The organism is Marinicrinis lubricantis (genome assembly GCF_042658665.1).
GTDB lineage: Bacteria > Bacillota > Bacilli > Paenibacillales > KCTC-33676 > Marinicrinis > Marinicrinis lubricantis.
Genome location: NZ_JBHSQV010000178.1, coordinates 37,546 through 62,917 on the forward strand (window position 1 = coordinate 37,546; position 25,372 = coordinate 62,917).

The 25,372-nt window shown below is 49.5% G+C and carries 21 protein-coding genes; 19 read left to right on the forward strand and 2 right to left on the reverse strand.

Annotated features, from left to right (window positions below):
- The 14 genes from fliS (at window position 1) to argH (ending at window position 16,283) form a co-directional block, all read left to right on the forward strand.
- Entirely contained in the window at window positions 1-396 is a 396-nt protein-coding gene (fliS, locus tag ACFPXP_RS17660) for a flagellar export chaperone FliS (protein ID WP_379895694.1), read from the forward strand.
- On the forward strand, window positions 389-724 hold the full coding sequence (locus tag ACFPXP_RS17665) for a hypothetical protein (RefSeq protein WP_379895695.1): 336 nt from the start codon (window positions 389-391) through the stop codon (window positions 722-724). The genes fliS and ACFPXP_RS17665 overlap by 8 nt, the downstream gene beginning before the upstream one ends.
- Before the next feature lie 543 nt (window positions 725-1,267).
- On the forward strand, window positions 1,268-1,465 hold the full coding sequence (locus tag ACFPXP_RS17670; protein ID WP_379895696.1) for a cold shock domain-containing protein: 198 nt from the start codon (window positions 1,268-1,270) through the stop codon (window positions 1,463-1,465).
- Between the two features lie 357 nt (window positions 1,466-1,822).
- Entirely contained in the window at window positions 1,823-2,380 is a 558-nt protein-coding gene (hpf, locus tag ACFPXP_RS17675; protein ID WP_379895697.1) for a ribosome hibernation-promoting factor, HPF/YfiA family, read from the forward strand.
- Between the two features lie 353 nt (window positions 2,381-2,733).
- A complete protein-coding gene (gene secA, locus ACFPXP_RS17680; RefSeq protein WP_379895698.1) occupies window positions 2,734-5,241 on the forward strand; it encodes a preprotein translocase subunit SecA in 2,508 nt (835 codons plus the stop codon).
- A gap of 150 nt (window positions 5,242-5,391) precedes the next feature.
- Window positions 5,392-6,502 (forward strand): peptide chain release factor 2 gene (gene prfB, locus ACFPXP_RS17685; protein WP_379895699.1). Its coding sequence is split into 2 segments (ribosomal slippage): window positions 5,392-5,463 and window positions 5,465-6,502, totalling 1,110 coding nucleotides; the frame shifts between segments, so codons are not numbered across the junction.
- A gap of 399 nt (window positions 6,503-6,901) precedes the next feature.
- Entirely contained in the window at window positions 6,902-7,744 is an 843-nt protein-coding gene (locus tag ACFPXP_RS17690) for a YitT family protein (RefSeq protein ID WP_379895722.1), read from the forward strand.
- A 229-nt stretch (window positions 7,745-7,973) separates the two neighbouring features.
- A complete protein-coding gene (gene argC, locus ACFPXP_RS17695; protein ID WP_379895700.1) occupies window positions 7,974-9,026 on the forward strand; it encodes an N-acetyl-gamma-glutamyl-phosphate reductase in 1,053 nt (350 codons plus the stop codon).
- 29 nt (window positions 9,027-9,055) lie between these two features.
- Window positions 9,056-10,282: a bifunctional glutamate N-acetyltransferase/amino-acid acetyltransferase ArgJ gene (gene argJ, locus ACFPXP_RS17700; RefSeq protein WP_379895701.1), complete on the forward strand. Its 1,227-nt coding sequence runs from the start codon at window positions 9,056-9,058 to the stop codon at window positions 10,280-10,282.
- A gap of 54 nt (window positions 10,283-10,336) precedes the next feature.
- Window positions 10,337-11,125, forward strand: coding sequence for an acetylglutamate kinase (gene argB / locus ACFPXP_RS17705; RefSeq protein WP_379895702.1), 789 nt, complete (start codon window positions 10,337-10,339; stop codon window positions 11,123-11,125).
- 103 nt (window positions 11,126-11,228) lie between these two features.
- The gene (locus ACFPXP_RS17710) at window positions 11,229-12,419 is read left to right on the forward strand and encodes an acetylornithine transaminase (protein WP_379895703.1); all 1,191 of its coding nucleotides are present in this window, start codon (window positions 11,229-11,231) and stop codon (window positions 12,417-12,419) included.
- Between the two features lie 31 nt (window positions 12,420-12,450).
- Entirely contained in the window at window positions 12,451-13,413 is a 963-nt protein-coding gene (gene argF / locus ACFPXP_RS17715; protein WP_379895704.1) for an ornithine carbamoyltransferase, read from the forward strand.
- A 102-nt stretch (window positions 13,414-13,515) separates the two neighbouring features.
- Complete coding sequence (locus tag ACFPXP_RS17720) at window positions 13,516-14,748, forward strand: argininosuccinate synthase (RefSeq protein WP_379895705.1); 1,233 nt, start codon at window positions 13,516-13,518, stop codon at window positions 14,746-14,748.
- Between the two features lie 116 nt (window positions 14,749-14,864).
- Complete coding sequence (gene argH / locus ACFPXP_RS17725; protein WP_379895706.1) at window positions 14,865-16,283, forward strand: argininosuccinate lyase; 1,419 nt, start codon at window positions 14,865-14,867, stop codon at window positions 16,281-16,283.
- A 281-nt stretch (window positions 16,284-16,564) separates the two neighbouring features.
- Here argH and ACFPXP_RS17730 read toward each other — a convergent pair whose 3' ends face one another.
- Window positions 16,565-17,071: a hypothetical protein gene (locus ACFPXP_RS17730; protein ID WP_379895707.1), complete on the reverse strand. Its 507-nt coding sequence runs from the start codon at window positions 17,069-17,071 to the stop codon at window positions 16,565-16,567.
- A 157-nt stretch (window positions 17,072-17,228) separates the two neighbouring features.
- The gene (locus ACFPXP_RS17735) at window positions 17,229-18,731 is read right to left on the reverse strand and encodes a VanW family protein (protein WP_379895708.1); all 1,503 of its coding nucleotides are present in this window, start codon (window positions 18,729-18,731) and stop codon (window positions 17,229-17,231) included.
- Between the two features lie 370 nt (window positions 18,732-19,101).
- On the opposite strand from ACFPXP_RS17735, the gene ftsE reads away from it, so the two are divergent.
- From ftsE to ACFPXP_RS17760, 5 genes are all read left to right on the forward strand, one after another.
- Window positions 19,102-19,788, forward strand: coding sequence for a cell division ATP-binding protein FtsE (gene ftsE, locus ACFPXP_RS17740; protein ID WP_379895723.1), 687 nt, complete (start codon window positions 19,102-19,104; stop codon window positions 19,786-19,788).
- A complete protein-coding gene (gene ftsX / locus ACFPXP_RS17745) occupies window positions 19,778-20,683 on the forward strand; it encodes a permease-like cell division protein FtsX (protein ID WP_379895709.1) in 906 nt (301 codons plus the stop codon). Before ftsE ends, ftsX begins: the two co-directional genes overlap by 11 nt.
- 52 nt (window positions 20,684-20,735) lie before the next feature.
- A complete protein-coding gene (locus tag ACFPXP_RS17750; RefSeq protein WP_379895710.1) occupies window positions 20,736-21,962 on the forward strand; it encodes a murein hydrolase activator EnvC family protein in 1,227 nt (408 codons plus the stop codon).
- 145 nt (window positions 21,963-22,107) lie between these two features.
- The gene (locus ACFPXP_RS17755) at window positions 22,108-23,595 is read left to right on the forward strand and encodes a S41 family peptidase (protein ID WP_379895711.1); all 1,488 of its coding nucleotides are present in this window, start codon (window positions 22,108-22,110) and stop codon (window positions 23,593-23,595) included.
- 212 nt (window positions 23,596-23,807) lie between these two features.
- Window positions 23,808-25,115 (forward strand): PDZ domain-containing protein, encoded by a 1,308-nt coding sequence (locus tag ACFPXP_RS17760; RefSeq protein WP_379895712.1) that lies wholly within the window; start codon window positions 23,808-23,810, stop codon window positions 25,113-25,115.
- Window positions 25,116-25,372 lie beyond the last annotated feature (257 nt).

Below are 25,372 nucleotides of genomic sequence, written 5' to 3' on the forward strand. Positions count from 1 at the left end.
ATGAATCAGCAACAACGGAATAGATATTTAGAAAACTCCATACAGACTGCATCTCCAGCACAGCTGCTAATTATGTTATTTGACGGTGCGATTCGGTCATGTAAATTAGCGATTGATGCGATCGAACATAGGGATATACCTGCAGCGAATCGGGAGCTGCAGAAAGCTCAGGCGATCATTAATGAATTTATCATCACAATGGATAAGAATAGCGAACTGTCTGCCAATTTGATTCCTCTGTATGAATATATGAATCGAAGATTGTTTGAGTCCAATACCAAGAAAAATATTGAACCAATTCATGAAGTTCTTGGGTATTTAACTGAACTCCGGGAAACATGGTATCAAGCCTCAAAAAGTATTGGAAGTTCATATAGTGGTGCAACGTATGGATGAATGGATTGAACGATTAGAAGCACTAACCTCCAATGTTTTGAATGAATTGGATAAAATGGAAGCTCAAGATTTCGAGTATTATGTGAACCAGAGGCAATCCCTGATCGATGAGATGAAGAAGATTTCAATAGATTCTTCACAGAAGGAAGTTTATTCCGATCGAGTAAAGAAGCTGTTATCCTATGATGAACAGATCCTCAATCAGATGCATTTGAAATTGTTGGAGGCAAAGCAAGGACTGAATAAATTAAGAACGGCCAAAACTCAAAGAAATGTTTACGAATCGAATTATTCATCCGAAAGCTTCTTTTTTGACCGAAAAAAATAAAATATCCACCAATATCCACCCACTTATCCACAGGAAGGGTGGATATTTTGTTTATAACTCTATATCTATGGGGACAAATTGTTCACAATCGGTTCGAAATACATGTGGATAATGTGGATAAAACTGTGCATAACCAATGAAAATAAGCTTTCATAAAGTGAATAACATGTAAATAGTCGAATTTTCAGACAATTCGACATCCATATTCAGTAGTTTATACCTAATTCGCTTCTCGGCCAATGAGGAGTCGATTCTATAGATAAGGATTTTACGGAGTGTGGACGAAGTTTAACGGAATTTAATCAAAGGGTTTCTTCACGAATGAAACGGAGGAATGAAGCGAAACTTGTAAATAAAACCAATTTAAAAACTAAAAAATATACGCCCTTTTAGCGAATGATGTCAAATCTCGACATCCCTTAATTTTGCCCGAAAAAAGGGCTTTTCCTTCGGTTTATTTGCGTTGACATTGGCATCCTCGGGTGATATATTCTAAGTGTGGATACCCAATTCACGTATTTGAAGATGAAGGGAATGTATTACATGCAAGGTAAAGTTAAATGGTTCAACGCTGAGAAAGGCTACGGATTTATCGAAACTGAAGAAGGCGGAGACGTATTCGTTCATTTTTCCGCGATCCAAGTGGACGGTTTCAAAACTCTTGAAGAAGGTCAAGCGGTTGAGTTCGACATCGTTGAAGGCGCACGCGGACCTCAAGCAGCTAACGTAGTAAAAATTTAATCATCGTGGCTGATGAGGCCTCACATATAGATGGTTTCATTTTGAACGGTTTAGCAAACCAAGCACCCTGGAAACAGGGTGCTTTTCATGTTTATAGTATTTTTAGGGATTTCAGCTTGTAGATGTTATCCACTGTGGATAAGCTGTTCGAGTAAAATCAATCGGATACTATTAGCCTGTGGACAGAACATGAAATGGCCTATGATTTAGCAAAATTTTAACAATGACACACCTCACAACCCGCGTAATTTCAACGATCGGACAAAATATTCAGAAAATTTAATATATTCTACACAATTCCTTTGAAGTGCCATGCCCGCCTGTGTTACAATGGAGTCAGAAAAGGAGGAGTTGCATATGAGATTTCACATTCGTGGAAAAGACATGGAACTGACTACAGCTTTGAGAGAGTACGTAGAGAAAAAGCTGAGCAAACTGGAAAAGTATTTTGATACTCCCCTTACTTCTGATGTACATGTGACGCTCAGCGTCGTGCGGGATCGCCAGAAGGTTGAAGTGACGATTCCGTTGTCCGGGGTGCTGCTAAGAGCCGAGGAGAAGAGCGAAGATATGTACGCTTCTATCGACCTTGTGCTCGATAAACTGGAAAGGCAGATCCGCAAGCACAAGACAAAATTGAACCGCAAGCTGCGGCAGCAGGGCAGTCCTAGAGTCCTTTTCAAGGAAAACGCAGAAACGTCAAGTGTAGCTGTCGCAGAGCAGCTGGATGATGATTATGAACTGGTGCGGACCAAGAGCTTCGATCTGAAGCCGATGGACGTGGAGGAAGCGATTTTACAAATGAATATGATCGGACATAGCTTCTTTGTCTTTGCGAATATGGATACCGAAGAAGTGAATGTCGTATATAAACGAAACGACGGCCGATACGGCCTCATCGAACCCGCTAATTAAATAGGAAGAGACACGAGCTTCGCCCTGTAATTATGGGGCGGGGCTTTTATTATTATGGAAGGTATTCGTTTTCTTTTATTGTTGGTATGTAAGCGGGGTAAACGTAGTGATCAGGACTGGGAGCTGTATGGTTCGTCATACGGATATTCACAGCAGGCATTTTTTTTATTTATTCGTCAAATGCTAAGATCATAAGCGCCGTAAGGCATGATGGGGATGTGTCCGCAGTTTCAAGTATTCGCCTGCAATAGGAGAACAGTGGAACATCGGCTGAAATGATTGAATACATAGGTGCAAACTGTTAAAATTTATATGATCGAGATATTGAACGTTGAAAGGGGAACAACCCACCGATGCTAGGACTTGTTAAAAAAATCTTCGGCGACCCAAATGAAAAAGAGCTCAAGCGTTTATATAAACAGGTAGAGCAAATTAACCAATTGGAGCCCGATTTTCAGAAATTAAGCGATGAGCAGTTGCGCGGGAAAACCGATGAATTTAAAGCGAGATTAGAAAAAGGGGAAACTCTGGACGATCTTCTGCCAGAAGCCTTTGCTACGGTAAGGGAAGCCTCGAAACGCACGCTCGGGATGCGTCACTTTGATGTGCAGCTGATCGGGGGAATGGTGCTTCACGAAGGGAAAATCGCCGAGATGCGCACAGGGGAAGGGAAAACGCTCGTTGCGACACTCCCTGCGTACTTGAACGCACTGGCCGGAGAAGGCGTGCATGTCATTACGGTCAATGATTATTTGGCGTCTACACAAAGCGAACAAATGTCCCAGGTCTATAACTTCCTTGGCATGACCGTGGGCTGCAACCTGAACAGCTTATCCCACGAGCAGAAAAGAGAAGCGTACGCCTGCGATATTACGTACGGAACGAATAACGAATTCGGATTCGACTATCTGCGCGACAACATGGTTTTATATAAAGAGCAAATGGTACAAAGACCTTTAAAATATGCCATCATCGACGAGGTGGACTCCATTCTCATCGATGAAGCGAGAACCCCGCTGATTATTTCCGGTCAAGCAGCGAAATCGACTCAGCTGTATATTGCAGCGGATCGTTTTGTCCGGATGCTGGTTCCGGAAACCGATTATACGGTAGATGTGAAGCTGAAGAACGTAGCATTGACCGAAGAAGGGGTAGCTAAGGCGGAGCGTGCCTTTGGGATCGAGAACCTGTTCGATCATCAGCATGTAACCTTGAACCACCATATTACGCAAGCGCTGAAAGCACACGTTATTATGAAGCGCGATGTCGATTATGTCGTGGAAGAGGATCAGGTCATCATCGTCGATGAATTTACCGGTCGTCTGATGACGGGTCGTCGTTACAGCGATGGATTGCATCAAGCGATTGAAGCGAAAGAACAGATCAAAATCCAGAATGAAAGCATGACACTGGCGACGATCACGTTCCAAAACTACTTCCGGATGTACCGTAAGCTGTCCGGTATGACCGGTACGGCGAAGACCGAGGAAGAAGAATTCAGCAAAATCTACGGTCTTCAGGTTATCGTCATTCCGACGAACCGTCCGATGCTCCGTCAAGATATGCCGGATGTCGTATATAAAACGGAAAAAAGCAAATTTAATATGGTCGTGGAAGAAATCGCGGCAAGACATGCGAGGAAGCAGCCTGTGCTCGTAGGTACCGTTTCGATCGAGAAATCGGAATACATTTCCGCACTCCTCAAGAAAAAAGGTATTCCGCATAAAGTGCTGAACGCGAAATACCATGAGGAAGAAGCGGCAATCGTTGCGATGGCTGGCCAAGCAGGAGCCGTTACGATTGCCACGAACATGGCCGGCCGCGGAACCGACATTATGCTCGGTGAAGGCGTTGCTGAGTTGGGCGGTCTTCACATTATCGGTACAGAACGGCATGAAAGCCGTCGTATTGATAACCAGCTGCGCGGTCGTGCGGGTCGTCAGGGAGACCCTGGATCTTCTCAATTCTTTATCTCATTAGAAGATGAGCTGATGCGCCGTTTCGGTTCGGACAACATCAAGAATTTGATGGACCGTCTCGGATTCGAAGAAGATCAGCCGATTGAAAGCAAGATGGTCAGCCGTGCGATCGAATCCGCCCAGAAACGAGTGGAAGGCAATAACTTCGATGTGCGTAAAATCGTCCTGCAGTATGACGATGTGATGAACCAACAGCGGACGATCATCTACAAGCAGCGTAAAGAAGTGCTTGAGTCCGAGAACATTCGCGAAGTCGTATGGGGCATGATTACACCGGTCATCCAGCGCATTGTCGAAGCACATTGTCCGAAGGATGTCATTCCGGAGGAATGGGATCTGCAGGCCGTGGTCGATTATGCGAATGTGACCTTCCTGCAAGAGGGTATGCTGAGCGTAGATGACCTGAAAGACAAAGAGCAGGATGAGGTTATCGAGCATATCACCAAATTGGTAGAACAGCTGTACAACGAGCGTGAAGAAGCAATGGGTGCGGAGACGATGCGCGAATTCGAGAAGGTCGTTACGCTTCGTGCGGTAGACAGCAAATGGATGGATCATATCGATGCGATGGATCAGCTGCGTCAAGGTATCCATCTGCGGGCTTATGGCGGTACTGATCCGCTTCGTGAGTACCAATTCGAAGGCTTCGAAATGTTCGAGCAGATGATTGAGACGATCCAAGAAGAAGTGACTCGCTACATTATGAAAGCCGTTGTAGAGAAAAACCTGGAGCGTGAAGCTGTTGCTGAAGGTCAGGCGGTGGATCCTAAGGGAGAGCCTGCGCCGAAGAAGCCGGTACGTCGTGAAGAGAAGGTCGGACGCAACGACTTATGCCCATGCGGCAGCGGCAAGAAATATAAGCAGTGTCACGGTGCTCAGTAATCGGAACACTCCGATGGAGAATCGTTCAGTATGAGCTGCAATGTGAGGCTTGATAGATGGGGGAGTGGGTTATACCCACCCCTCATTCGTGCTGTATACTCTTTTTTGAAAATGAAGCGATCTAATATAATCAATCACGAGGTGAATGGAATGTTTGAGGCAGAGGTAAGACAGGATTTGAAAGAGCTGGGCAGTCGATTAAGTGAATTAAGGGGGTCTCTTTGACTTAGATCTCAAGCTGGAGCAGATCGAGAACTATGAAGTCAAAATGAGCGAACCTGATTTTTGGAACGATAACGAAAAGGCACAAAAGCTGATCGCTGAAGCGAATGCAGTCAAGGCCGTCGTCGAGCAGTATCAGAAGCTGCAGTCCGAGTACGATGACTTGCAGATGATGGCGGAGCTGGCGCAGGAGGAAAATGACGCGGAGATGGCTGCGGAGGTAGAGAGTACGCTGCCGAAGCTGAAAGCGGACGTGGAAGGCTTCGAGCTGCAGCTGCTGCTGAGCGAGCCGTACGATAAGTCGAATGCCATCCTTGAGCTGCATCCCGGTGCGGGCGGCACAGAGTCCCAGGATTGGGCGGAGATGCTGCTGAGAATGTACCGCCGCTGGGCGGAGGACAAGGGCTATAAGGTAGAAGTGCTGGATTATTTACCTGGAGATGAAGCAGGGGTGAAGAGCGTAACCTTGCTTATTAAGGGATACAACGCCTATGGCTACTTAAAGGCAGAGAAGGGAGTTCACCGTTTGGTGCGGATCTCGCCGTTCGATGCTTCCGGCAGACGGCACACCTCGTTCGTATCCTGTGATGTGGTACCGGAGATCGAAGAGGACGTCGGTGATATCGAGATAAGAACCGAGGACATTAAGATCGATACGTATCGCGCTTCTGGCGCAGGCGGACAGCATATCAATACGACGGACTCCGCTGTGCGAATTACCCATATACCGACAGGCATTGTAGTCACGTGCCAATCGGAGCGTTCACAAATTCAAAACCGCGAACGTGCCATGAAGGTGCTTCGCTCTAAGCTGTATGAGCGCAAAATCGAAGAGCAGCAGCAGGAGATCGCAGCCATTCGCGGAGAGCAGTCCGATATCGCATGGGGCAGCCAAATCCGGTCGTATGTGTTCCATCCATACAGTATGGTGAAGGATCACCGTACCTCAGCGGAGACAGGGAACGTGGATGCGGTCATGGATGGAGAGCTGGACATGTTTATTGACGCCTATTTGCGCAAAATGATTCGCCGCGATTAGCAAGGTTACTCAAAAATGAAGTGTTTCGCAGCAGTAAGGGGCTTATGGAATAACGCCGGACGCTGGCGGTAAATATATAGCGGGTTGCTTCCGAAGCTTCACAGGCTGGATGATCCTACACGGAAGTGTAGGATTTTTTTCTAGCCTATGCTCCAAGGAGATCATCGTTTTGAATTGAAGTTGCAAGAACTAACCCAGGCTGCTTTCAAGCATGGAAAAGACAGGATTGACACTGGAGCGGAAACCATCCAAAATGGACATCGAGGTGAGCACATGAAACATGCTCCGGACTTTGCGGCAAGCACGATTGATCGTATGAATAGTAGCACGATACAAGACGAAACAAGACCCACAGAACCGCTTCCATCGAAGCATCGCAGAAGGGCGCCAAGGCTGCCGATGAATTCGATGATGTTTAAGATCATGGAATACATGTATTTGTTCGTTGGGTCGTTTCTTGTGGCAGCCAGCTTTAATTTGTTCCTAAACCCGAACGAAATCGTCTCTGGCGGCGTTAGCGGGATTTCGACGATTACAGAGAGTCTTTTGGGCTGGGAGCCTGCCATTGTCCAGTGGGCACTCAATATTCCCTTGTTTATAGCTGGGTTATGGCTCCTTGGAGGGCGTTTTGGCGTGAAGACGGCCGTAGGATCTGTCATCCTGCCGCTGTTTGTTCTGCTGACGTCCGAGTGGACGCCGCCAACGCACAATTTGCTGCTCGCGACGATTTACGGAGGGATCGGTGTTGGAGCGGGGCTCGGCATCGTATTCCGCGGAAGAGGCTCGACAGGCGGCTTGGATACGGCAGCGCAAATTATACATAAATATTCCGGCATCAGTCTCGGGTTATGCGTGGCGATGCTGGACGGTCTCGTGATGCTGACCGCTGGAATTGTGTTTAGTCCCGAGAAGGCGCTGTATGCGCTGATCGGATTGTTTGTTACGAGCAAGACGATTGACATCGTACAGGTCGGACTTTCGACATCGAAGATGGCCTTTATTATCTCTGAAAAGCAGCAGCAAATTCGCGAAGCGGTACTGCATGATTTGGACCGAGGGCTCACGCGTCTGACCGCGTATGGAGGCTTTACGGGAGCTTCCCGGGAAGTGCTGATGGTGGTCGTCGGACAGACCGAGGTAACGAAGCTGAAAGCCTTGGTTCGCGATGTAGATCCAGGGGCGTTCATTATATTGAGCGATGCAACAGAGGTGCTGGGTGAAGGCTTTAAGTCGGGAGCGTAAGAGTGTCTGAACATCTCGGCCTAGTCGGTTTCTCGGGGGAATGATGGAGATGTGCGGTGAATCCATGCTTTCGAGATAAAATACACGCTTTAGATATTGTGTCTCCTGACTCATTTTAGGCAGTATACTCCCGAGGATATAAGCTTTTTCAGAGAAAAATGCGATTGAATTATTATACTAGGACCAGTATAATTATACATATTGATGATTCGGAACAGGAGGAACGAAAATGAATAAATCGATAAGGGCAGCGATCATCGGTTCTACAGGATACGGAGGTGTGGAATTGATCCGATTGCTGCTTCGTCATCCACATGTGGAGATAACATCCGTGATTTCGTCCTCCACGGCGGGAGCGCCGATTAGTGAGGGGTTCCCTCATCTGCATACCATTATCCGCGATAAGCTGGATCCAGTAGATGTTCAGCTCATTCGCAGCAAAGCGGACGTTGTGTTTACGGCGACGCCCCATGGTGTAAGCGCGGAGATCGCGCCTCAGCTGCTGGATGCGGGGCTGAAGGTGATCGACTTGTCCGGAGATTTTCGCCTCAGATCGCGAGAAGCTTATAAGGAATGGTATAAGCGCGAGGCTGCGGAGCAAGCTTACTTGGATCAGGCGGTATATGGACTTGCAGAAATTTATGGGGATCGCGTGAATGAGAATGTATCCTTCATATCGAATCCTGGCTGCTACCCAACGGCCACGCTGTTAGGATTAATTCCTGCAGTGAAGTCCGGTTGGATTGATCTGAAATCGATCATCGTCGATGCGAAGAGCGGCGTTTCCGGAGCAGGACGCGGTCTGAGCCTAGGGTCTCATTATTCGGAAGTGAATGAGAACTTCAAAGCGTACAAGGTGAATAAGCATCAGCATATTCCGGAGATTGAGCAGGCGCTGTCTGATGAAGCGGGAACGCCGGTGGTGACCACGTTCACAACGCATTTGGTGCCGATGACCAGGGGCATCATGTGCACATCTTATGCGACGCTGACGGATTCAAAGACGGAAGAGGACTTTATTGAATATTATGAGCAATTTTATGAAGGAAGACCGTTCGTCCGCATTAGACCGAAAGGTACTTGGCCGGCTACGAAGGAAGTTTGGGGCTCCAACTACTGCGATATCGGATTCGCTGTCGATCAGCGCACGAATCGGGTAACGATCATTTCCGTGATAGACAATGTCGTCAAAGGAGCGGCCGGGCAAGCCGTACAAAACTTGAATTTGATGATGGGTTGGGATGAGGGTCTTGGACTCGACTTTACCCCCGTCTATCCGTAAAACAGATAAGGGATAGGTGAAAAAAGGCTATGGCAAATGCATCGTTTGAAGTGTTGGAGGAAGGTCAGGTCACGGCTCCGAAAGGCTTTCGCGCAGGCGGATTACATTGCGGCCTGAAAAAAACCGAGCGCCATGATTTGGGCGTTATATTATGCGAGGTACCCGCGTCTGCCGCGGCGGTATATACGACGAATTTGTTTCAGGCGGCGCCTCTTAAAATTACACGCGAAAGCTTGGCTCAAGGCGGGACGCTCCGAGCGGTTGTGGTCAACAGCGGCAACGCCAATGCCTGCACAGGCCAGCAAGGGGAAGAGGATGCGCGCAAAATGCGCTCCGCAATGGCCGCAGCGCTTGGGGTATCCGAGCATGAGGTGGCGGTCGGTTCGACGGGTGTCATTGGTGAATTGCTTCCGATGGAAAAAGTACTCAACGGCATTGAGCGTCTGCCTGCTGTCATCTCTCCGAATGGAAGCGACGATTTTTGTCAGGCCATTTTGACGACCGATTTAGTGAAAAAGACGGCCAGCAGCAAGGTCCTCGTTGACGGGAAAGAAGTGATCATCTCCGGCGCAGCTAAAGGTTCGGGTATGATTCATCCGAACATGGCGACGATGCTGGGCTTCATGACGACGGATGCGCAGATTGAGTCGTCTGTCCTTCAAAGTCTGCTGCGTGAAGTGACGAATGTGACGTTCAACATGATCACGGTGGATGGCGACACCAGCACGAACGATATGCTGGTGGCAATGGCCAGCGGTCTGGCCGGCAACAATCCATTGACGCCGCAGCACCCCGATTGGCAAGCTTTCGCAGACGCGTTCCGCTATGTGGCGGAGGTGCTCGCCAAGGCGATTGCCCGTGACGGCGAAGGAGCTACGAAGCTGGTCGAGGTTCGAGTGACCGGAGCGCCAACGACGGACGGAGCACGTGCCATCGCCAAGACGATCATGGGTTCGAGCCTGGTGAAGACGGCTTTATTCGGAGCTGATGCGAACTGGGGACGCATTATTGCATGCGTAGGACGTGCGGGTGTGCAGGTCAGCACCGAGAAGGTAGATATTGCCGTCGGCGATTTTAAAGTGCTGGAGCAGTCCGCACCGGTGCCGTTCGATGATGATGCGGCTTGCGAATATTTAAAGGTCGCGGACCTCGTGCACATTCAGGTGGATTTGAATGATGGACCTGGATCAGCGGTTGCTTGGGGCTGCGATTTGACCTACGAATATGTTCGAATTAATGCCGCTTACCGTACTTAAGCCGGAATGAACGGAATTTGGGTAAAAGCAAGAGATCAAAGGAGAACTGCAGTTATGCCATCATTTGTGATGAAATGCGGGGGGAGCACGTTGGCTGCTCTTCCTGACCTTTTTTTCGAAGAATTAAAACAGCTGCAATCGGATGGGATCGTACCGGTTATTGTACATGGCGGAGGACCTGCAATTTCGGCAACGCTCGAAAAGCTGGAAATTCCAACACAATTTGTGAATGGACTGCGCAAAACAAGTGAAGAAGTACTTGATGTGGTAGAGATGGTGCTCTCCGGCCAAATCAATAAACAGATCGTGCGCAAGCTCAATCAAGCAGGGGCGCACGCGATCGGACTAAGCGGGATTGACGGCAATTTGATCGAAGCGCAGCCGGTGGAAGGTCATGAGGAGATCGGCTTTGTAGGAGACGTCACACAGGTGCGTGCGGATCTGATTGAGGGCATCATTGGGCTTGGAGCGATCCCTGTCATTGCGCCGCTGGGTATTGATGCGAAGGGACAAAGGTATAACATTAATGCTGACACGTCAGCAGGAGCAGTGGCTGCATCCCTTGGCGTGGAGCATCTTATCGTCGTGACGGACGTTCCGGGGATGATGAAAACCGTGAATGGAGAGAAGGTCATCCTGCCGGCGACGACGGAAGCAGAAATCCAGGAAATGATCCAAAGCGGCGAAATCTACGGCGGCATGATTCCGAAAGTGAAAGCAGCACTGAAGTGTCTGCAGGGCGGAGTGTCCGAGGTTGTCATTGTCAGCGGTACGAAGCCGGGCGTGCTCGGCAGAGTACTGCGAGGAGAAGCCGAGGGGACGCGGATTCGCAAATCGCAGTGATTATGAAGACAGCTGCATCCCGAAGCGGTGCTGCATCGTCATATGTAGGGAGACATCATCACATGGCAGGCGGTCATGGATAAACGGAAGGGAGAGAATCTCTATGGAGCAACAACATGCGTTGTTTCCGACTTACGCCAGATATCCCATTGCATTAGTGAAGGGAGAAGGAAGCTGGCTGTGGGATGATCAAGGAAATCGATATTTAGATTTTATGAGCGGGCTAGCCGTAACGAACTTAGGGCATGCCCATCCGGCAGTGAAGGAAAAGCTGCAGCAGCAGCTTGATGAGCTGTGGCATGTGTCCAATCTGTTCCATATCCCGAACCAGGAAAAGCTGGCGAAGCGGCTGACAGAAATCAGCTGCGCGGATGCGGTATTTTTCTGCAACAGCGGGGCGGAAGCGAATGAAGCCGCGATCAAACTGGCTAGAAGATATAATCATCAAGTGCTGAAAAAAGATCGTTATGAAGTGATTACATTCCAGCAATCATTCCACGGCAGAACATTGGCGACACTAACGGCGACGGGACAGGATAAGGTGAAGGAAGGCTTCCATCCGCTGCCCGAGGGATTTGTCTACTCGCCGTATAACGATGCAGCAGCGCTTCAAAATGTGATCACGGATAAGACCTGCGCGATTATGCTGGAGATGGTGCAAGGCGAAGGCGGCGTCAATCCGGCGGATCCCCAGTTTGTGAAGGAAATCGTAAGACTGTGCGAAGCGCATGACTTGCTGCTCATCGTCGACGAGATTCAAACCGGCATGGGCAGAACCGGTAAAATGTTCGCCTTCGAGCACTACGGGCTGGAGCCGGATATTTTCACATTAGCCAAGGGCTTAGGCAACGGATTTCCGATCGGCGCGATGCTGGGTAAAGCGAAGCTGAAGGAAGCATTTGGTGCGGGATCACACGGAACGACCTTCGGTGGCACTCCTATTGCGGCGGCGACCGGCCTGGCCGTTGTGGAAACCATCACGGGGCAAAATCTGCCTCAGCGTGCAGCCGAAATGGGTGAGCTGTTGAAGCAGAAGCTGAGCACCGCACTGAGCGGCCATCCGCAATTCGTGGAGATCCGCGGCAAAGGTCTTATGGTCGGCATCGAATTTTCGGAGCCTGTCGGAGAGTATATTGCCAAAGCTCAACAGAAAGGGCTGCTGGCGGTTCAGGCGGGGCCGAACGTACTGCGCTTGCTGCCGAATTTGCTCGTGACCGAAGAAGAGATAGATCAAGCGGTAAATACGATTCATAACGTGGTGTTTGATACCGCATCGGTGTCTTCATCATCATGAAGTGCATATAAGGATGAAGGGAGTCTGAGAGATGACAGAAACGATGACGAAGCAGGATATTGCAATGCAGCTTAAAGGAAGGGATTTCTTGTCGTTGGCGGACTACTCACCTGACGAGATTCGATACTTAATCGATTTTGCAATCGAGTTGAAGAAGAAGCAAAAGTCCGGAGAAGTCTTTCATCCGCTGAAAGGGAAGACGCTGGGAATGATCTTCGAAAAATCATCTACCAGAACGCGGGTTTCTTTCGAGGTGGGCATGTTTCAGCTCGGAGGCCATGCTTTATTTTTAAGCCGTAATGATCTCCAGCTTGGACGGGGAGAGACGATTTGGGATACGGCGCAGGTCATGTCCCGTTATTTGGACGGCATTATGATCCGCACGTTTGCTCATCGTGGTGTGGTAGAGCTGGCGAGAGGTGCGACGATTCCGGTCATTAACGGTTTGACGGATCTATACCATCCGTGCCAGGCGCTTGCCGACTATCAGACCGTTTATGAGATTAAGGGTAAACTGAAGGGCCTGAAGGTCGCCTACATCGGAGACGGCAACAACATGGCGCATTCGCTCATGATGGGCGCTGCAAAGCTCGGCATGCATATGGCAGTAGCTAGTCCGGATAACTATATGCCGGATGCGGAAGTGACGGAAATGACGAAGGAGCATGCGGCGCAGAACGAAGGCTCGCTGCTCGTAACGAACGATCCGAAGGAAGCCATCTCGGATGCAGACGTAATATACACCGATGTCTGGGCCAGCATGGGCTTCGAAGCAGAGCAGCAGGAGCGGGAGCAGGCATTCAAAAACTTCCAAGTGAATGAGGAGCTTGTGAAATACGCGAAGGAAGATTATCTGTTCATGCACTGCTTGCCGGCCCATCGCGGGGAGGAAGTATCGGAAGGTGTGATCGATGGAGCGAACTCGGTCATTTTTGATCAAGCCGAAAATCGTCTTCATGCGCAAAAAGCGGTTATGGCGGCTTTGATGGCGTAACACTTTTAATAAAGAAACCAAGCTGAGACGGCGGCGAACCGCTGCCGTTTCGCCGAACATATACACAGCTGTTATTTTGATGTTGAAAGGGATGAGCTGCAAGTGGCAAAAGAGAAAATCGTACTCGCCTATTCCGGCGGATTAGATACATCTGTTATTTTGGCATGGTTGAAGGAAACGTATGATGCGGAGGTCATTGCATTCACGGCTGACGTGGGTCAGCAGGATGAGCTGGAAGGACTTGAAGAAAAAGCGATCAAAACCGGAGCCTCCAAAGTGTACATTGACGACCTGCGCGATGAGTTTGCCAAGGACTTTATTTATCCAATGTTTCAAGCGGGAGCATTGTATGAAGGTCAATATTTGCTTGGAACAAGCATCGCTCGCCCATTAATTGCGAAGCGGATGGTCGAGATCGCTCGTGCAGAGGGAGCTACGGCGATTGCACATGGTGCAACCGGTAAAGGCAACGACCAAGTTCGCTTCGAATTGGCGGCGGCCGCTTTGGCACCTGAGATCAAAGTCATCGCGCCATGGCGTGACCCGCAGTTCCGCGAGCAGTTTCCAGGCCGTGCGGAAATGATCGCTTACGCCGAGAAGCAGGGCATTGAAGTGAAGGCAACGGCGGCGAAGCCGTATTCCACAGACCGCAACCTGCTGCACATCAGCTACGAGAGCGGCATGCTGGAAGATCCGTGGTTTGACGCCAGCAGTGAAGAAAATAAGGGAATGTACGTGCTCAGCGTATCTCCTGAGGATGCGCCGGATCAGCCGGAGTATCTGGAGCTCAGCTTCGAGCAGGGCAACTGCACCGGCTTGAACGGTGAGTCGATGACGCCGCTTCAAGTGATGGAGAAGCTGAACGAATTGGGCGGCAAGCACGGCATTGGCCGCGTGGATATGGTGGAGAACCGTTTCGTCGGCATGAAGAGCCGCGGTGTATACGAGACACCGGGCGGAACGATTTTGTTCCACGCTCATCGCGTCATGGAATCTCTGACGATGGATCGCGACGTAATGCATTTGCGGGACAGCCTTATCTCCAAATACGCCACATTGGTATATAACGGCTTCTGGTTTGCTCCAGAACGTCTTTGCTTGCAGGCTTTAGTGACGGAGAGCCAGAAGAACGTAACCGGAACAGTAAAAGTGAAGCTGTACAAAGGCAATGTGATCACCGCCGGTGTACAAAGTCCGGTCAGCTTGTACAATCCGGATATTGCAACGATGGAAGCCGATCCGACACAAGCATACAATCAAGACGACGCCACAGGCTTTATTCAGCTGAACGCGCTGCGCTTGAAAGTGTCGGCCGGTGTACAGCAAAGCAAATAGATTGCAGGCGAGCCGCTGTTTGCCATAAGTGCACAGCGGCCTCAAATATTCATGCGCCATAGCACACCGATGTGTTATGGTGAAACAAGCAAGCGGATGAGGAAGGAGCTACATACGTGTCGAAATTGTGGGGCGGACGGTTTACGAAGAAAACAAACCAGCTCGTTGAGGAATATACAGCTTCCATCGGCTTTGATCAAGAGCTGGCCGAGGAAGATATTCAGGGCAGCCTTGCCCATGTGACGATGCTGGGCAAGCAAGGTATTATTCCGGAAGAAGACGCGCAGACGATTCGTGAGGGCCTGCAAAAGGTGCTTCAAAAAATTCGCAGCGGCGAAGCGGAATATACGATCGGCGATGAGGACATTCACATGAATGTGGAACGCATGCTTATTGAAGAAATCGGCCCCGTAGGGGGCAAGCTGCATACGGGCAGAAGCCGTAACGACCAAGTGGCAACGGACATGCACTTATATTTGCGCCGCAGAGTCGTAGAATTCGTCGATATGCTGGAAAAGCTGCAGGGGGCGCTGCTGCTGCAGGCGAAGCAGCATACGTCCACGATCCTGCCGGGATATACCCATCTCCAGCGGGCTCAGCCGATTTTGTTCGCACATCATCTCCTGGCTTATGTTTCGATGTTCCAACGAGACATCGAACGGCTGCAGGATGCGTACAAGCGGATTAACGTGCTTCCCCTCGGCGCAGGGGCGTTGGCGGGAACGACGTTCCCGATCGATCGCCATTTCGTGGCGGAGCAGTTGGGCTTTGCTTCGGTATACGAGAACAGTCTTGACGCGGTCAGCGACCGTGACTTTATCGTAGAGTTCTTGGCTGCGGCCTCACTGATTATGATGCACCTGTCGCGGATGAGCGAGGAGCTGATCCTTTGGTCGAGCACCGAGTTTAACTTCGTTGAGCTGGACGACGCGTTTTGCACCGGCAGCAGCATTATGCCGCAGAAGAAAAATCCGGACGTACCGGAGCTGGTCCGTGGAAAGACCGGCCGCGTGTACGGCCATTTGGTCGGCCTGCTGACACTGCTGAAATCTTTGCCGCTCGCATACAACAAGGACATGCAGGAGGACAAAGAGGGCATGCTGGATACGGTGAAGACACTGCAGGGAGCACTGCAGCTGTTTGCGCCGATGATCGCCACGATGAAGGTGAACGGCGAACAGATGAGACAAGCCGTGAATCAGGATTTCTCGAATGCGACCGATATCGCCGATTATTTGGTGAATAAGGGACTGCCGTTCCGTCAGGCGCATGAAGTCATTGGAAAAACGGTACTGTACTGCATTCAGCATCACAAATTCCTGCTCCATCTAGAATTGGACGAGTTCCGTCAGTTCTCGGAGCTGTTCGATGGGGATATCTACGAAGTACTGAAGCCGGAGCAAGTCGTGAATGCACGGAACGTATACGGCGGAACGGCCAAACCACAGGTGGAAGGCGCAATTGTGCGTGCGGAAGCGGCGCTGGAGCAAACCAGACAGTGGGTAGCCGAGAAGTCGGCGGTAGAGGAAAAATAAGAGCAATAGCCTAGGAAACCGCCATTGATGGTATTTCGATGATATGGAAGATCGTGGTTTAATACATTTTTAATAGCTCAAAATAAGCTAGACTCCGCTGCTGTGAATCGCGGTGGAGTCTAGCTTATTTCATTTCATCCCCAAAAAACGAGATGCCCCATGTTGCGTGATGTAAGCAGGCGCCGAATACGAGGGAAGGGTCTCGTATCTGGTGGAGGAGCGCCTGCGTAATTCAACTTTCACTATACATCCTCACTTTCAGAGCATCCAACCTCTTTCACTCATGGCTTCACTTCGACTTCCATCGGTTCCGAACGGAGCACAACGCCTTCATACTTTTCCTTGTCTGGATTGTACACGTTGAAGTGAGCGGACGCGGTCAGTCTGTATTTACCGGGTGACGTAATCATGAGGGTACGGCGCCCATTAATGAAATTTTCGGTATCGGGATCGTACACTTCATGGGGGTTCATCGTAGCCTCCACATCCAATACTAGATTCACCTTGGGCTCCACATCGGACCAATGATCCGTCTCAATTTCAATGAAAATGAGCGGCACTCCGTGGTGAATTTCATACGTTTTGTCTGTTAAGTTGACGAGCGAGGTCTCGGCGACAAAGCTTTCGCCTGCATGCAGCTCTGTGTCCGGCAGCTCTAGAAACACCTCGAACTCACCCTGTTTCAAAAAGGAAGCATGCACAACTTGATGTCCACAGCTGGCAAGCACGAAACAGCCGCACAGCATCATCATTATCCATCCCGCCCAGCGCATGTGTAGGTTGTTCATCTTATTGTTTCCTCTCCCTTTCTGTCACACGAAATCAAATCAGGAGGTCCACCCGCGTCCGGAGGACACATCATCGGAATGGAAATAGTATATGCAGAGGCTTCTAAAAGATTTCTTTGCACTACAAATATCGCGTACTGCTCTTGCGATCTTCGGGTCATTCATAAGGGAAGAAGGTTTCCATCGGCTCAGGTGACCCGTTGTCCCCAAACGATGGAGCTTCGACGCCATCTTCAATAATTTGCTTCTTCGGCCTTTTTTCAGTCTTCGATTCAATTCCCTCCAAATTGGCTGCGATAATGGTGGGACGTGCATTGTATCTGTCCTTCGAAAGTTCCTCCGTACTGATAACTTTGCCGTCTTGCTTTTTGACGCGAACTGTCTTGACGACGTAACCGGGTTTTCCTTTCTGTATGGTCTCCGTTTCCCCTGGCGAGAGCTTTCCGTTATGTACATATTTGACGGTCGGTTCAATCGTTTCGATCACTTCTGACCGCAGCGAATAGGTATAGGGATCTGTTCTTTTCCCGAACAGCTTGACGGTAATGGATCCGTCTATTACTTCAGCATGAATCAATAAATGATGCTTGGTCGTGTTTTTGAATTTGAAATTGATATACCCGGTGGAAAAAGTCGCGTCCAGTCCGAGCGGCACGTAGCTGACGGGCAGGGAATGGTTCCGGCGCTCCGAAGCGTCCAGTCCGTACAATAGAATGGCATTGTACAGCGTCGACGAGACTTGGCAAATCCCGCCTCCGATACCGGGCACCATTTTTCCGTTCAAAATGACCGGGGCTTCCTTGAACCCGTATGCACTGCGGGTTTCTTCGATAATCTTGCCATAGTCGAATTCCTCACCGGGCTTCAGGACGGTCATATCCAGCGCTTTGGCGGTAGCTTGTATGTTGTGGTTTCTGCCGCTTTGGCTGGTCGGGAACGTTGTCGTAAATTCACTCACAAGCTGCTCAATGCCTTGCTGCTTCAGCATATCAACCGTGACGGTCGGCTGTACGACTCGCAGCGGGAGCGCCATACGGTCAGGCAGCTTCGGCGTGAGCAGCGGGCTTTGATCGAGCTGCATCTGCAGCTGTGCGGTGATTAGATTTTGCAGCTTGGCAAGATCCGCTCGGAACACACTTTTTTCAGGGACATATCGGATTTGGTCTTTTGCAGTCAGCTCCCGTTTCGCATTGACCGGCTGCATGTCATGCATCGCTTTCCACTGCTGTGTAATGGTTTTCTGCAGCGTATCATTGTTTACATACACGCGGAGCTCCCAGTTTTTCGAACGGTTTTCCCAGCGCTTCGCGGCTTTTTGCCAAATCGACCCTTGACGCAGCTCATGCAGATCATGAATGATTTCCTTGGCATTCGTGTATACCCCGAGCTGCTGTGCGGTTAGCTTTGCCTCATGCGGCCAAGGCTTCTCTGCGTGCAGTGTCACCGTAAGCTGCTGCAGCTCTGCTTCGAGCGAGTACAGTGCTTGTGCCAGCTGTTTGTAGCTGAATGAAGGAAGGGAGTTTCCGTTGATGGTCATCTGCGGCGGGACCCGGTTTACCTTGCCGTAAAAGTAAATAGAAAGCAGCAGGACAACAGCGGCGAGCCCGAGTCCAATGCACAGCTTTTTAAGTCGCGGTTGCCAGGCTGGGGGCAGCATCATGATCACTTCCGTTTTCTCGTTATTGTTCTTGCTGGCTGACGAACTGTAAGCCATAAATACAAGGCGGAAATATTTGCAGAAAGTCAGCTTATAACCATGTATATGAGCGTATGGAAGGGCTTATCCATGTTATTGGCTCTTCGCCATCAGATCGTGACAAAAGGTCCGTGATATAATGGGCGGGGGCATAAATGCTGTTGCTTTTTCTTTGAAATGAAAGGATTTTAGAGCTTTGTGTCGAACTTTAAGTATGGCATGTGGAACCATAGCGATTTGACTGAATGTTCCCGTAAAAGCATGACTTCTCTTGAAAAGTTAAATTTTGGACACTTACTGCTTACGGCTAACAACATGAGGAGATGTGATGTGCGTGATTGAGATGCAGGATGTATGGAAGACGTATCCGAACGGGAATGCGGCAATCCAAGGCATCAATGTAAAAATTGATCGTAATGAATTTGTATATGTTGTCGGTCCCTCCGGAGCGGGGAAATCGACTTTTATGAAAATGATGTACCGGGAGGAAAAGCCAACGAAAGGGCAAATCTTTGTCAACGGCTTTAACCTCGCTAAGCTCAAACAGCGCAAAATCCCATACATCCGCAGAAATATAGGCGTCATTTTTCAGGATTTCAGACTGCTTCCCCAGCTGACAATCTATGAGAATGTGGCCTTCGCGATGGAGGTCATCGAAGCGCCGAAGAAAATGATCCGCAAACGTACCTTGGAAGTCCTCGATTTGGTCAAGTTGAAGCACAAAGCGCAGTCTCTTCCTTCCCAGCTTTCAGGCGGAGAGCAGCAGCGGGTATCGATCGCACGCGCGATTGTCAATAATCCGAGCGTCATTATTGCTGACGAGCCGACAGGGAATCTTGACCCGGAGACCTCCATCGGCATTATGAAGCTGCTTGAGGAAATCAACTTGCGAGGAACGACCATTGTCATGGCCACCCATAACAAAGATATTGTAAATACGTTCCGAAAACGGGTGATCGCGATTGAAGGCGGTAAAATCGTGAGGGATCAATACAGAGGTGAATACGGTTATGAAGATTAGCACCATACGCCGGCACGTCCGGGAAGGCAGCAAAAGCGTATTCCGCAACGGCTGGATGTCTTTCGCTTCGACGAGCGCCATCGCGATTTCATTATTTATATTAGGTGTTTTCTCCTTATTGGCATTGAACGTGGATCATCTGGCCGGTGAATTTGAAGAGCAAGTGGAAATCCGCGTTTACCTGGATGTCATCGTCGATGACGAGCAGCTGAAATCGATTCAAAACGAGATCGGCGCGATTGGCGGGGTGAATGAAATCCGCTTCGTGTCGAAGGAAGAAGGCCTTGAAAGTTTGAAAGAAAAGCTCGGTGAAGTGGTAGAGGGCTATGAAGGAGATAAAAATCCGCTGCCCGATTCATTCGTCGTTCGTGCGGACGAGCCTCGCAACGTAGCGAATGTCGCCGCGCAAATCGAAAAAATCAACGAAGGCAAAAATCCTCCGCCGATTATCGATATTAACTACGGCAAAGGCACCGTAGAGACGCTGTTCAAAGTGACCAATACGATTCGCAACATCGGTCTCGTACTAGTCGCCTTACTAGCGTTTACGGCGATGTTCTTGATCGCCAACACGATCAAGATTACCATCATGAGCCGGCGCCGTGAAATTTCGATCATGAAGCTGGTCGGGGCAACCAACGGTTTCATTCGTTGGCCGTTCTTCATAGAAGGTGCGCTTCTCGGCCTGATCGGATCCGTTATCCCTATGGCGATCTTAATGTTCGGCTATTGGGAGCTGGTCGATGCCACCAGATTGGATCTGGCTCTCATGGATATGAGCCTGCTTCCGATGTCTGATGTGATATATTCCGTTGGCGGGTCTTTAGTTGTGATCGGTATATTGTTAGGTGTATTTGGCAGTACGTTGTCTATCCGAAAATTCTTAAAGGTGTAATGGGTTAAGGGCATTCATTTATTTTTTCCAAAATGGGTTAGGAGGAGCAGGGTTGAAGAAGGCAATCATTTTCTTCGTGCTGGCAGCCTTAGTTGTGATCAGCGTAACATCACCCAATGAGGGACAAGCCTATACAAACGTTAGAGACATCGATCAGCAGCTGGAGAAGCTGAGACAAGAGCAGCAGGCTGCGAAGCAGCGTTCGGAAGAAGCAAAAAATCAAATGGTTGAGCTCGATTCAGCGATTATGGAAGCAGAGACCGATCTGGATGCGTTGGTGGCGCAAATTGCCGAAGCGGATCAACAGTTAAAGACGTTGCAGGCGGATATTACATCAACCGAACTCGAATTGTCTACCGCGGAGAAAAATCTTCAAGACGCGATAGACCGTGTCATTGCGAGAGACCAAAAGCTGCAGTCCCGGCTGCGCATTATCTATATGAACGGCAGTGTCTCTTATATGGAAGTGCTGCTCAGCTCGACGAGCTTCACCGATTTTCTAGATCGGTTTAACGGTTTGAAGTCGCTGGCCGATCAGGATAAGTCGATTTTGGAGCAGAATAAGCGAGATCAGGAAATCATTGCCCAGAAAAAAGTAGAGATCGAGAATATGCTCGCATCCTTAACGGAAAGTTACGAGGAGATGGAACAAATTCACGAGAACCTGCTCGTCCAGGAAAAGAAAAAAGAAGTGATGATTGCCTCCTTGCAGGAACAGCAAGCCCATTTGGAGCATATTACAGAAGAAGAGGAGCAGTCGCTTATGGCGATTGCCGCGCAAACTTCACAGCTGAATGCGCAAAAACAAGAGATTATCGCTCAGCAGCAGGCGGCAGCTGCAGCTTCCCGAGGGAATTCCGGGGGGACGGGCGGCAGCGGCGATTTTGCTTATCCGTTGCCGCAGAAGTACTCGAAAACATCGAACTACGGTTACCGGATTGACCCGATTACGGGAGCCAGACAAGAATTCCATAAAGGTGTGGACGTCGGTGCACCTGGAGGCACGGATGTTTTAGCGGCGGCTTCCGGTACGGTGATTCACGCGGATCGTTGGGGTGGGTACGGCAATGTTGTCATCATTGAGCACAGCAACGGTCTGTGGACACTGTACGCCCATATGCGCAGCATTGCGGTATCGAACGGTGAGCAGGTGAGCCAAGGCACGAAGATTGGTGAGGTCGGGACGACCGGCAGCTCTACCGGCAATCATTTGCACTTCGAAGTACGGAAAAACAATGGAGACGAGATTGTCAATCCGGAGGATTATTTGAATTTTTAACCGAACTTATTTATCCTTAAAATATAGAGCTTATTTAAAAAAGTCCGATTTTCGGGCTTTTTTAAATCGTTTAGTCAAAACATAAATTGTACGAGCTCATCATATACTACAACGATAATGAGACGGGCTTAAGGTGGTGAAGCGGATGAAGTGGAACGGACGGACTCTGGCTGTACTCGTGGTGGTAGCCATGCTCGCGGGAAGCATGCTGACTCTATTAGTTCCTAATGTAATGGACGCGTGGGAATCTTCTGTCTTAGGCAGCGGGAATGATTCGGCTGCAGATGCTGGGAATGAGGACGATGCGGTTTGGAAACAGAACGGCATGACCGAACAGCAAATACAGAAAATTGCTACGACGTATCGGCTGATTCAGGACAAATTTTATCAAAAGACCGACGGAGAAGAGATCATCGACGGTGCGATCGACGGTATGCTTCAGTCGCTGGACGATCCATATTCGGTGTATATGGACGCGGAACAGGCCAAACAGTTCAATGAATCGGTCATCGAATCACAGTTTTCCGGTGTAGGTGCAGAGGTTACATTGGAACAAGGCAAGGTGACCATCGTCGCTCCGATTAAAGATTCTCCTGCAGACAAAGCCGGTCTGCTTCCGAAAGACGTTATTCTTTCTGTAAACGGTGAATCGTTAGAAGGACTCACTTTGAACGAGGCCGTAGCGAAAATTAGAGGTCCGAAAGGAACAGAAGCGAAGCTCGAAGTGATTCGTCAAGGGAAATCGGAGCCGATGGAATTTGTGATCGTCCGCGATGATATTGATGTCGAGACGGTTCATTCGGAAATGCTGGAGGGCAATATCGGTTATATGGATATTACCCAGTTTGCTATGAACACGGCCGACAGCTTCCATGAACAGCTCGAGGCGCTGGAGAAGCAGGACATGAAAGGTTTAGTAGTCGACCTGCGCAACAATCCCGGCGGTATTTTGCCGATTGTCATCGATTTGGTAGAACCTTTTATCCCTGAAGGCAAAATCATTGTGCAAGTAGAGGATGGGAATGGTGTTCGCCAAAAAGAAGTATCGGAGGCAAAGGGAAAATCGTATCCGATCGTTGTACTCGTTAATGAAGGAAGCGCGAGTGCTTCAGAAATTATGGCGGCTGCGATGCAGGAATCTGCAGGCATTACCGTCATTGGTCAGCCGACCTTCGGCAAAGGCTTGGTACAGTCCACCTTTGACAGCGGCGGAGAGGATGGCAGCAATCTGAAGATTACTATTGCCAAATGGCTAACGCCTGAAGGGAATAATGTGAATAAGAAGGGGGTTCAGCCGGATATTGTCGTGGACCTGCCTGAATATGCGCTGGCAACGGTGCTTCCGAAGGATACAACGATGCAGCGTGATGATAACAGCAGTGACATTCGAAGCCTGCAGCTGATGTTGGAGGGACTAGGATTTAAGCCGGACCGCCACGATGGATATTTCAGCGAACAGACGGAGCTTGCGGTGAAAGCCTTCCAGAAAGTTCATAATATTTCGATGACCGGAATCGTCGATGAGGCGACCGCTACGGCGATTGAGGAGGCGTTCGTCAGCAAGCTGCGAGATAAAAAATCTGACGTGCAGCTGCAGAGAGCACTCACTGAGCTTACGAAGCTTATTGAGTAATTGGGCGGATCCAGCGTAAAGCGTCAGTCCATAAAAAAATTGGCAAGAGCGAATCTCGCGTTCGGAGAAGGAATTTAACTGAAAAATATCGAAATGAAGAGAGATCATCTTTTTATAGATGACCTCTCTTTTTTATAGTTGAAGGAATCACTCGACAATGTAGGGTCTATATAAGTTCATTTTTACCAATACTACGAAGTAAGGAGTCCTGAATGATGATGCAGTTCGCAGCGGATGGGCTTCAGCAGGGCTGGAGTGTGTTTTTACAGCTGCTGGGCCAGCCTTTTTACTATATTTCCGTTCTGTTCGTACTGCTGCAGGTGCGTAAACAAATCTATTTGGACCGCAAAATGTTTCACAGCAAGCTTCATTACTGGGGCGGTTATACGTGGAGAATTGTGCTGTGGGGGATTGGAGCAGGCGGTGCGGCTTCCATCTTGATGGCGTTTATCGGAGCAGCATTAACCGCCAAGGCGATGCTGCTGCTGTGGATCGTGTCTTTGCTGCTTACGCTGATTCATGTCCGATATTTATGCTTCGCGTATGCGGCAGGGGTATTAGGTCTAGTCCAGACGCTGACTTCACGGTTTCCAGAGTGGGAGGACGCAGCGGGGATCGGCTGGTTCGTCCAGGGCGTGAATGAGATTCATATGCCTTCTCTATTCGCGCTTGTTGCACTGCTTCATTTGGTGGAAGCTTTTCTAATGCGAAGAAAGAGCGCTAGAATGGAAAGTCCTCTGTTTCTGGAAGGGAAGCGGGGCAAAATCGTTGGCGGTTATCATATCCAAGGCTTCTGGCCAGTGCCGCTGCTGCTCATCGTCCCCAGCGGCGGCGGATTCGAGCTTCCATGGACACCACTGCTGGGGCAGGGCATGTGGAACGGAGGGATGGCGCTGCTTGCGTTTCCTGTGCTGATGGGATTCGGCGAGCTGGTCAAAACGCAGCTCCCGGCGTCCAAAATACGGCAGACGTCTTTATATCTCGCCGGTTACGCCCTGATCGTGCTTGCTTTCGCGGTTTGTACGGAATATGTAGACGTGCTCGTGCCGCTCACCGCGCTGCTGACAATTGGTCTGCACGAAGGCATCATTCTGTACAGCCGGATGCAGGAGGATCGCAAACCGCCTTATTTTGTTCATGACGGAGACGGCCTGAAGATCCTAGGCATTATCCCCGGCACGCCTGCAGAGCAAATGGGTCTTCTGCCGGGAGAGAGAATCTCCAAGGTGAATGGTGTGAAAGTGAATACGAAAGAACAGATGCATACCGCATTAGGAGTGCAGTCGGCGTACTGTAAGCTGGAGGTTATCAATCACGAAGGGGAAAGCCGTTTTCTCCAGCGTGCGATATATTCCGGCGAGCATCATCAGCTCGGCATTATTTTAGCACCGGATGACGATGCGTCAAGCTATGCCAGATTAAGCTCTGAACCGATTTGGAGCTACATCGCAATGAAGTTTTCCGGTTGGAGAAGAAGACCTGCCAGCGGAGCGGCGGAAAGGCAAGAGGAAGCTTTGTAATGAGAGTGCGAAGAGATCCGTGAGCATGAGCTTGCGGATTTTGTGCGTTTCGAAGCCTTTGCTAAAATAAATGCATCCGGCCACGAGCATAGGCAAAAAAATGAACCGCTAGTCGTTTGCAAGCATAAGCGAAAAGAAGTATAATGACTTGGATGGGAACAAATATTCCTATTTGTCCTAATTAGATGTATTTTTGACTGCAGATTGTATACAGGCCTGAGTTTGGAACACCAGAACAAGCCTTACAAATATAGTGC

Bases quoted from the DNA above. Each gene is read 5' to 3' on its own strand.
- ACFPXP_RS17665 (WP_379895695.1), top strand. From the start codon at position 389: ATGGATGAATGGATTGAACGATTAGAAGCACTAACCTCCAATGTTTTG.
- ACFPXP_RS17690 (WP_379895722.1), top strand. From the start codon at position 6,902: ATGAATTCGATGATGTTTAAGATCATGGAATACATGTATTTGTTCGTT.
- argF (WP_379895704.1), top strand. From the start codon at position 12,451: ATGACAGAAACGATGACGAAGCAGGATATTGCAATGCAGCTTAAAGGA.
- secA (WP_379895698.1), top strand. From the start codon at position 2,734: ATGCTAGGACTTGTTAAAAAAATCTTCGGCGACCCAAATGAAAAAGAG.
- argC (WP_379895700.1), top strand. From the start codon at position 7,974: ATGAATAAATCGATAAGGGCAGCGATCATCGGTTCTACAGGATACGGA.
- ACFPXP_RS17735 (WP_379895708.1), bottom strand. From the start codon at position 18,731: ATGATGCTGCCCCCAGCCTGGCAACCGCGACTTAAAAAGCTGTGCATT.
- ACFPXP_RS17760 (WP_379895712.1), top strand. From the start codon at position 23,808: ATGATGATGCAGTTCGCAGCGGATGGGCTTCAGCAGGGCTGGAGTGTG.
- ACFPXP_RS17670 (WP_379895696.1), top strand. From the start codon at position 1,268: ATGCAAGGTAAAGTTAAATGGTTCAACGCTGAGAAAGGCTACGGATTT.
- argB (WP_379895702.1), top strand. From the start codon at position 10,337: ATGCCATCATTTGTGATGAAATGCGGGGGGAGCACGTTGGCTGCTCTT.
- ftsX (WP_379895709.1), top strand. From the start codon at position 19,778: ATGAAGATTAGCACCATACGCCGGCACGTCCGGGAAGGCAGCAAAAGC.
- ACFPXP_RS17710 (WP_379895703.1), top strand. From the start codon at position 11,229: ATGGAGCAACAACATGCGTTGTTTCCGACTTACGCCAGATATCCCATT.
- hpf (WP_379895697.1), top strand. From the start codon at position 1,823: ATGAGATTTCACATTCGTGGAAAAGACATGGAACTGACTACAGCTTTG.
- ACFPXP_RS17730 (WP_379895707.1), bottom strand. From the start codon at position 17,071: ATGAACAACCTACACATGCGCTGGGCGGGATGGATAATGATGATGCTG.
- ACFPXP_RS17755 (WP_379895711.1), top strand. From the start codon at position 22,108: ATGAAGTGGAACGGACGGACTCTGGCTGTACTCGTGGTGGTAGCCATG.
- argJ (WP_379895701.1), top strand. From the start codon at position 9,056: ATGGCAAATGCATCGTTTGAAGTGTTGGAGGAAGGTCAGGTCACGGCT.
- fliS (WP_379895694.1), top strand. From the start codon at position 1: ATGAATCAGCAACAACGGAATAGATATTTAGAAAACTCCATACAGACT.